The following is a 2,375-nucleotide window of genomic DNA, read 5'->3' as shown; positions in this document are numbered from 1 at the left end:
AGTGGTAAGGAAAAGCGTATTGAGTTTATGTCTCCATTTACCAAAATATGGGTAGATTATTTCATTTTACCCCAAAAGAACAAAAAAGGTCAAGTGGAATCTCTTATTACATTTTCTAGAGATATAACGGATCTAAAGGGTTACGAAAAAGAGCTTCGATTTAAACAGGAGCAATTAGAATTTGCACTTGATTTTGCCCAATTAGCCTATTGGGAACTTTCCTTAGATAGCGGAACATTTTTATTAAGCCCTCAATTAGCCAATCTTCTGGGTTACCCAGCTGGAGAAGTTCCTAAGATTATTCATATGGAAGATTTTATTAAATCCAAAGTATTAAAAGAAGATCGCCCCAAATGGGTGCAGGAGTGGAAAAACGTCTCGAAAAAAAGAATTGATAGAGTTTTTATTGAATACCGGATCATGAAGGGGAAAAAAGTGAGAAGTTTAATTTCCAATGGCATAGTGGTTTCCCCAGAGAGAGGAAAGGATGATAAAATTTATGTGATTACTCAAGATGTTACGGAATTAAGGGAGAAAGAGGAAGAATTAAGGGTGAAGCAGGAACTACAAACCTTAACTTTTGAGTTTGCGCAACTTGCATACTGGGAAATCACCCTTCCTAACAAAAGAGTAAAAGTTAACCTTTCATTGGCTAGCTTATTTGGTATTCCTTATGAGGATAAGGAATTTTCTATGCCTTTAGAAGAGGTTGTGGAAAAATATATAATAGAGGAAGATCATGAATCGTTTTGGGCAGGTTATGGGCTTCTCTTCAATAAAAAAGCAGGAAAAGCTTCTGCCCAGTTCAGAACCCTTAGAAATGGAGAAATAAGGCAATTAAAAGCAAGCGCTATTTTAATAAGGGACAAAAGTGGACAAGCCATAATGGTCTCTGGAATTACCCAAGATATTACTGAACTCAAGCATAGAGAAATTGAGCTGCGAGAAAAACAGAATTTATTGACCTTGACCCTTGAATTTGCCCGATTAGCTTACTGGGAAATTTTTCTTCCAGCTATTGAACTTAAAATAGACCCTCCTGTAGCCAGATTATTTGGTATTCCTGAAGAAAAAATAGGTTTAATAATGTCCGTAGAGGAACTGAAGAGGGATTATTATTTTCCGGAAGATATTGGCAAGGTTAGCAAGGCACTGGATCCCTTGTATGCTGGCAATATCGAAAAGGCTTCTGTAGAATTTAGAATTAATAGAAAAGGAGAACTAAGGAATTTAAGAAGCAGTGCTATTCTTGTTCGGGATGAAAAGGGAAAAATCCTCAGGGTTTCTGGCTTATCTCAGGATATCACTGATCTACGAAAAAAGGAGGAAGAATTGAGGATGTACCAGGATAAGCTGGAACTGATGGTGAAACAACGAACCGCTGCTTTGGAACGAAGTCATGAATATTTTAAGCTTGCCATGAAAATGGCTAGAATTTGGAAGTGGCAATTTGACATTTCCACCAAAGAAATAACAATTGACAAGGAATTTGCCAGCTTATTTAATCTAAACATAGAAAAGCAAACCGATGAAGGGCAGGTGGTTATTCCTTGGGAAAAATGGGTCAAAATAACTGTTCCCGAAGATTTATCCAGAACCTTGGAAGGTATAAAGGAAACTTCCTGGAAGGAGGGACTACTTCGTTTCATACTTCCTAGTGGAGGAATGATGAATATCTATTACCAATCAAGGGCTATCTTTGATCCTCACAAAAGAAAGATAGTTAAACGATTTGGGATCGGACAGGATTTAACCAATATTCGTCGGATAGAAATGGAAAAAGAACGATTGCAGGGAATCATTGAGTCCACATCCGATATCATAGCCATTGTTGATGCAAAAGGAGTTCCGATATATATTAATCAGGCAGGGTTCTCTTTTTATGGAGTGGCATCTTTACCAGAATTTGCCAACTTACAAAGTGATGAAGAAAGATTGAATATTAGTCATTTGATTCTTCATGAGGGAATGGATTATGCTATAGAAAATGGTGTTTGGAAGGGGGAAAATAAATTAGTGAATAAATACGGAGAGACCATTCCTGTTTCACAAGTAGTAATTGCACATAAATCTTTAGAGGGCCAAATTGATTGCATTTCCACTATCATTCGTGACATGAGTGAGCAGAAACAGATAGAAAAAGAGTTAATTTTTAAAAATAAGGAGCTAGACACTTTCCTTTACAAGGCGTATCATGATTTGCGTGGCCCTGTTTCCACTTTAAAAGGCTTACATACCGTAGTAACCCATGATATAAAGGATAAACAAGCTTTATCAATTTTCAACATGTATGATATGGAAGCCAATAAATTACATCAAATAATACAGTCAATAATAGAGCTTTCAAAAGTAAAAGAAGTTTCCTTTAAGAAAAG

At 36.4% G+C, this 2,375-nt stretch carries 1 protein-coding gene; it reads left to right on the top strand.

Going from position 1 to position 2,375, the window contains the following annotated elements:
- Positions 1-2,375, top strand: a 2,375-nt coding sequence (locus E1171_RS02695; RefSeq protein ID WP_155203824.1) for a PAS domain-containing protein, incomplete at both ends; no start/stop codon positions are given.

The sequence above is a fragment of the Xanthovirga aplysinae genome (genome assembly GCF_009711365.1).
GTDB lineage: Bacteria > Bacteroidota > Bacteroidia > Cytophagales > Cyclobacteriaceae > Xanthovirga > Xanthovirga aplysinae.
This window is presented reverse-complemented; position numbering and strand designations above follow the sequence as displayed.